Raw genomic sequence first — 5645 nt, forward strand, 5'->3', positions numbered from 1 at the left:
GGCGAGACCCTCACCATGGCGCCGCTGGTGGTGAAGGGCAAAGTGCTCGTCGGCAATTCGGGCGGCGAGATGGGCGTACGCGGCTGGGTCAAGGCGCTCGACGCCGGCGATGGCCATGTCGTCTGGACGGCTTACAGCACGGGTCCCGACAAGGAGGTGCTGATCGGCCCGGATTTCAAGCCGCATTACGACATGGACAAGGGCAGGGACCTCGGTGTGACGACCTGGCCGCCGGAGGCCTGGAAGATCGGCGGCGGCAATATGTGGGGCTGGATCTCGTATGATCCCGATCTCAATCTGATCTTCCACGGCACCGGCAATCCAGGCCCCTGGAACCCTGACCTGCGCCCCGGCGACAACAAATGGACATCGGGCATTTTTGCCCGCGATCCCGATACCGGAGCGGCCAAATGGTTCTATCAGTGGACGCCGCACGATCTGCACGACTATGACGGCATCAATGAGCAGATCCTGCTCGACATGAACTGGCAGGGCAAGCCGCGCAAGGTGCTGGTCCGGCCGGAGCGCAACGGCTATCTCTACGTCCTTGATCGCACCACCGGCGAGGTCCTGTCCGCAAAACCCTATGGCCCCGTCAACTCCAGCAAGGGTGTGGATCTCAAGACGGGCAGGCTGATGGCAAACCCCGACAAGAAGACCGGGACCGGCAAGGTCGTCCGCGACATCTGCCCGACCGCCTCGGGCCTCAAGGACTGGCAGCCTTCCGCCTTCTCGCCGAAGACGGGCCTGCTCTACATCCCGCACAACAATCTGTGCATGGACGAACAAGGCGTCGAGGTGAACTACATCGCCGGCACACCCTATGTCGGAATGAACGTGCGCATGATTCCGGGCCCCGGCGGCAATCGCGGGGCCTTCACCGCGTGGGATATCGCCGCGGAGAAACCGGCCTGGAGCCTCAAGGAAAACTTCCCGGTATGGAGCGGCGCGGTCGTAACCGCCGGCGATATCGTCTTCTACGGAACCATGGAAGGCTGGTTCAAGGCCGTCAGCGCGAAGACCGGCGAACTGCTTTGGCAGTTCAAGACCTCCTCCGGCATCATCGGCCAGCCGGTGACTTATCGCGGCCCCGACGGACACCAATATGTCGCGATCCTGTCCGGCGTCGGCGGCTGGGCCGGCGCCATCGTCTCGGGCGATCTCGACCCGCGCGATGCCACTGCTGCGCTCGGTTTCGTCAACGCGATGAAGGACTTGAAAAACACGACAACGGCGGGAGGCACGCTCTATGTGTTCCGACTGCCTTGATGCATTCAAACCGACGGCACTGGCGAAAAGATCCGCCCCGCGGGCCCTCGTGGCCGGTCTCGTCGCGTTGGTCTGGCTGGTTCTGGCCGGCGCGGCGGATGCGCGGGAACTGCGCGCCTGCGCCGATCCCAACAACATGCCGTTCTCCGACGCCAGCGGCGAAGGCTTCGAGAACAAGATCGCCGAGATCGTTGCGGCCGACCTTGGCGCGAAGCTTACCTACACCTGGTGGGCGCAGCGCCGCGGCTTCGTTCGCAACACGCTGAAAGCGGGGCTTTGCGATCTGGTGCTCGGAACGCCGGCAAATGTCGAAATGCTACGCACCACCTCGCCCTACTACAGATCCTCCTACGTCTTTGTCGCACGACAGGATGGACCGGACGTAACGTCCTTTAACGATCCACGGCTGCGCGACATGCGCATCGGCGTTCAGCTCATCGGCGATGACGGCGCCAATTCGCCGCCGGTCCAGGCGCTCGGCCGTCGCGGCATTGTCGGACATCTCGTCGGCTACCCGGTCTACGGCGACTATTCCGCTCCCAACCCCGCGGCGCGCATTGTGGAAGCTGTCGCGAGCGGCGAGGTCGACGTCGCCGTGGTCTGGGGCCCGCTCGCCGGTTACTTCGCTACGAAGCAAAAGGTGCCGCTCCGGATCACGCCGGTCACACCTCGCATCGATGGACCGCAACTGCCACTGATGTACGACATCTCGATGGGCGTTCGGCGCGAGGACGAGCGACTGCGCGGCGATGTGAATAGCGCGCTCGCCAGGCACAAGGCCGAGATCGACGCGGTTCTGACGCAATATGGCGTTCCGCTTCTCGACATCGCCGGGAGCCCGGTGCGATGAGGCTGGGTCTCGCGACGCTGCTGTCCGTGACGCTCGCCTTGGCGGCATGCCAGCGCGAGGAGCGGGACACGCGCCCGCAATCTTCGCTCGGCTCCGGCGGGCAGCCGACGCCCGTGACTACGCTGGAACCTGGCGGCCAAAGGCCCTCCGCCAGCAACAACAAGGCGGCGAGCTTCGAGGCGAACGCCTTTCATCTCAGCGAGGGCAAGCGCCTGTTCGGCTGGTTCAACTGTTCGGGATGCCACGCCAATGGCGGCGGCGGCATGGGCCCGGCGCTGATGGACCAGAAATGGATCTATGGCAGCTCGATGGAAAGCATTCACGCCACCATCCGCGACGGACGTCCGAACGGGATGCCGAGCTTCCGCAACAAGATCCCCGACGATCAGATCTGGGAACTGGCGGCCTTCGTGCGTTCGCTAAGCGGCAACGCGCCCTCTTCCGCTGCGCCACAGCGAAATGACGACATGATGCCCCATCCGTCGGAAAACCGCATGCCGGATGCCGCCACGCTGGGGAAGTCGCCGTGAAAGGCCTCGCCTCGATGGCGTTTGCCGCGGCAAGCGTCCTTTCTCTCCAGGGATGCGCGGGCTGGCAATCGGCCCTCGACCCGAAAGGCCCCGCGGCGAACGAGTTGGCATGGCTGATCTGGTTCTTCATAGGGCTTTGCTCGGTAGTGTGGGTGCTGGTGATGATCGCTCTCGCCGCACCGCTGTTGATGCGGCCACCCAGGCGCACCGAGCCGCTGATGCTCGACGCCAGCGCCGACCATCGCAAATTGCGCGTTGTGGTCATCGCTGTCGGGCTGACCGCAGCGACGCTGGTCGGGCTGACCCTGCTCAGCTTCTTGGCCAACAGGACGCTTGCGGCAATCGGCTCGAACGCTGCGCTCACCATTCGGGTGACCGGGCACCAGTGGTGGTGGGAGGTGCGCTATGAGGATGCCACGCCGAGCCGCATCCTGACGACGGCGAACGAAATCCACATCCCCGCCGGCGAACCGGTGCGGCTTCTTCTGACCTCGACCGATGTGATCCATTCCTTCTGGATCCCAAGTCTGGCCGGCAAGCTCGACCTCATCCCCGGTCACATGAACGTGCTGGATATCAAGGCGGACAAGCCCGGAACCTATCGCGGCCAGTGCGCCGAGTTCTGCGGCGCGCAGCATGCGAACATGGGCACCTTTATCATCGCCGAGCCGCGGGCAAAGTTCGACGCCTGGTGGAACGACCAGCTGCAGCCGGCCGCGGCCCCGACGGGCGACGAGGCGAAGGCGGGCGCGGACTTGTTTCTCAAGCGTCCCTGCGTGATGTGCCACAAGATCGGCGGCACGCCCGCGGGCGGAACGGTCGCTCCGGATCTCACCCATATTGCCAGCCGGCAAACACTTGCCGCGGGAACCTTGAGGATGAGCCGCGGCAATCTCGCCGCCTGGATAGCCGATCCGCAAGGCATCAAGCCCGGCTCCCACATGCCGGTGGTCGAGCTCAATGGCGACGAGCTCAACGCGATCGTCGCCTATCTCGAGGGCCTGAAATGAGCAGCGCGGACCTGGCCAGCGAACGCGACCTGCCGCCGGAACGTAAGGCGACTGCCAAGGGCGACGTTGCCCCCGAACGTGATGGGCCGCGCGACACCGGCATGGACGATGCCAGCCTTCACCGCTGGCTCGCGCGCACATGGCGGACGCCGCCCGGCATCATCGGCGCGTTGTCCAGCGTTGATCACAAGGTCGTCGCAAGGCGCTATCTGATCACGGCATTCGGGTTTCTGTGCCTGGGCGGGCTGAGCGCCGTCGCCATGCGCATCCAGCTTTCGGGACCGCAACGCGGCCTGATCGGGCCGGACCTCTACAACCAGCTGTTCACCATGCATGGCGTCACCATGATGTTCCTGTTTGCCGTGCCCATCGTGCAGGCGACCGGCATCTATCTGGTGCCGCTGATGGTCGGCAGCCGCAACATCGCCTTTCCGCGCCTGAACGCGTTCAGTTACTGGATTTATGTCTCGGGAGGTCTCTTCGCCTGGGTGTCCTTCGCCCTTGCAATGGCGCCGGATGTCGGCTGGTTCGCCTATGTGCCGCTGTCAGGTCCCGAATTCAGTCCCGGCAAGCGCGCCGACGTGTGGGCGCAGATGATCACCTATACCGAGGTCTCATCGCTGGCGGTCGCCGTCGCGACCGTTGTCACCGTATTGAAGCAGCGTGCGGCAGGCATGTCGCTGGACAAGATCCCGCTCTATGTCTGGGCGTTGCTGGTGACCTCATTCGTCGTCGTCTTCGCCATGCCGGCGGTCATGATCACCTCGACCTTCCTGATCCTCGACCGGCTGGTCGGAACGCATATTTTCAATCCAGCGGAGGGCGGCGACGCCCTGCTGTTCCAGCACCTGTTCTGGTTCTTCGGTCACCCCGAGGTCTACATCATCTTCCTGCCGGCGACAGGCATCGTCTCCGCGATCATTCCCGCTTTCGCTCGAAGGCCGGCGTTCGGCTATCTCGGGCTGGTCCTGTCGTTGATGGCGGTCGGCTTCCTGTCGTTCGGTCTCTGGGTCCACCACATGTTCGCGACGGGATTGCCGAAGCTCGGTGCAAGCTTCTTCACGGCATCCAGCATGTTGATCGCCATTCCCAACGGCGTGCAGATCTTTTGCTGGCTGGCGACCTTGTGGGACGGCAGACCGGTGATCCGCACGCCGTTGCTCTTCGTCTTCGGTTTCTTCTTCATCTTCGTCATTGGCGGTCTCACCGGTGTCATGCTGGCCTCGGTGCCGCTCGACCTGCAGGTGCACGACACCTATTTCGTCGTCGCGCATTTCCACTATGTGCTGATCGGCGGCTCGGTTTTCCCACTGCTGGGTGCCGCCTATTTCTGGTTCCCCAAGATCACCGGCCGCATGATGAGCGAGCGCCTCGGACGCTGGCATTTCTGGCTGGCCTTCATCGGCTTCAACGCGGCCTTCTTCCCGATGCACCTTGTCGGCCTGTGGGGCATGCCGCGCAGGGTCTATACCTATCCGGCCGAGCTTGGCTGGGGGAACATCAACCTGTTCATCACCGGCGGCGCGGTGCTCTTCTTCCTGAGCTTCGTGCTGTTCACCTTCAACCTCGTGCATGGCGCCTTGAAAGGCGCGCCGGCCGGCGACAATCCCTGGGATGCCGGCACGCTGGAATGGGCCACGTCTTCGCCGCCTCCAAGCTATAATTTCGCGCGCATTCCAATCGTCACGAATGTCGAGCCGCTCTGGGCCGAACGCGAGGCCCTTCCCGTCGCCACCGGCCTTCGCGTCGATGTGCGCGAGCTCCTCATCTCGACGGTGGCGGAAGCGCATCCCGATATCCGCGAGAAATCGGCGACGCCGTCGATCTGGCCCTTGTTCGCTGCGATCGCTGTCGGCGGCACCTTTCTGTATTCGATCTTCACGCCCTGGGCGATCGTCTGGGGCGCCGCGCCGATCGCGATCACCCTGATCGGCTGGTTCTGGCCGAAAGATACGCCGGAGGACGAGGAATGAAGCAGCGTCCCGC

At 64.1% G+C, this 5645-nt stretch carries 5 protein-coding genes; all 5 read left to right on the top strand.

Annotation, left to right across the window (positions count from 1 at the left end; genetic code table 11):
- The coding region (locus EOA60_RS16105) for a PQQ-binding-like beta-propeller repeat protein (protein WP_128311588.1) at positions 1-1269 on the top strand (1269 nt) is incomplete at its 5' end.
- Positions 1270-1318: 49 nt separating this feature from the next.
- On the top strand, positions 1319-2119 hold the full coding sequence (locus EOA60_RS16110; protein WP_245322488.1) for a substrate-binding domain-containing protein: 801 nt from the start codon (positions 1319-1321) through the stop codon (positions 2117-2119).
- Positions 2116-2649 carry a c-type cytochrome gene (locus EOA60_RS16115; RefSeq protein ID WP_095826015.1) on the top strand — a complete coding sequence of 178 codons (534 nt, stop codon included), beginning with the start codon at positions 2116-2118 and terminating at the stop codon, positions 2647-2649. The genes EOA60_RS16110 and EOA60_RS16115 overlap by 4 nt, the downstream gene beginning before the upstream one ends.
- Entirely contained in the window at positions 2646-3659 is a 1014-nt protein-coding gene (coxB, locus tag EOA60_RS16120) for a cytochrome c oxidase subunit II (protein WP_245322489.1), read from the top strand. The genes EOA60_RS16115 and coxB overlap by 4 nt, the downstream gene beginning before the upstream one ends.
- Positions 3656-5632: a cytochrome c oxidase subunit I gene (gene ctaD / locus EOA60_RS16125; RefSeq protein ID WP_095826016.1), complete on the top strand. Its 1977-nt coding sequence runs from the start codon at positions 3656-3658 to the stop codon at positions 5630-5632. Before coxB ends, ctaD begins: the two co-directional genes overlap by 4 nt.
- Positions 5633-5645 lie beyond the last annotated feature (13 nt).

Origin of the sequence: Mesorhizobium sp. M1A.F.Ca.IN.020.06.1.1 (genome assembly GCF_004023265.1) — a bacterium.
Taxonomy (GTDB): Bacteria; Pseudomonadota; Alphaproteobacteria; order Rhizobiales; family Rhizobiaceae; genus Mesorhizobium.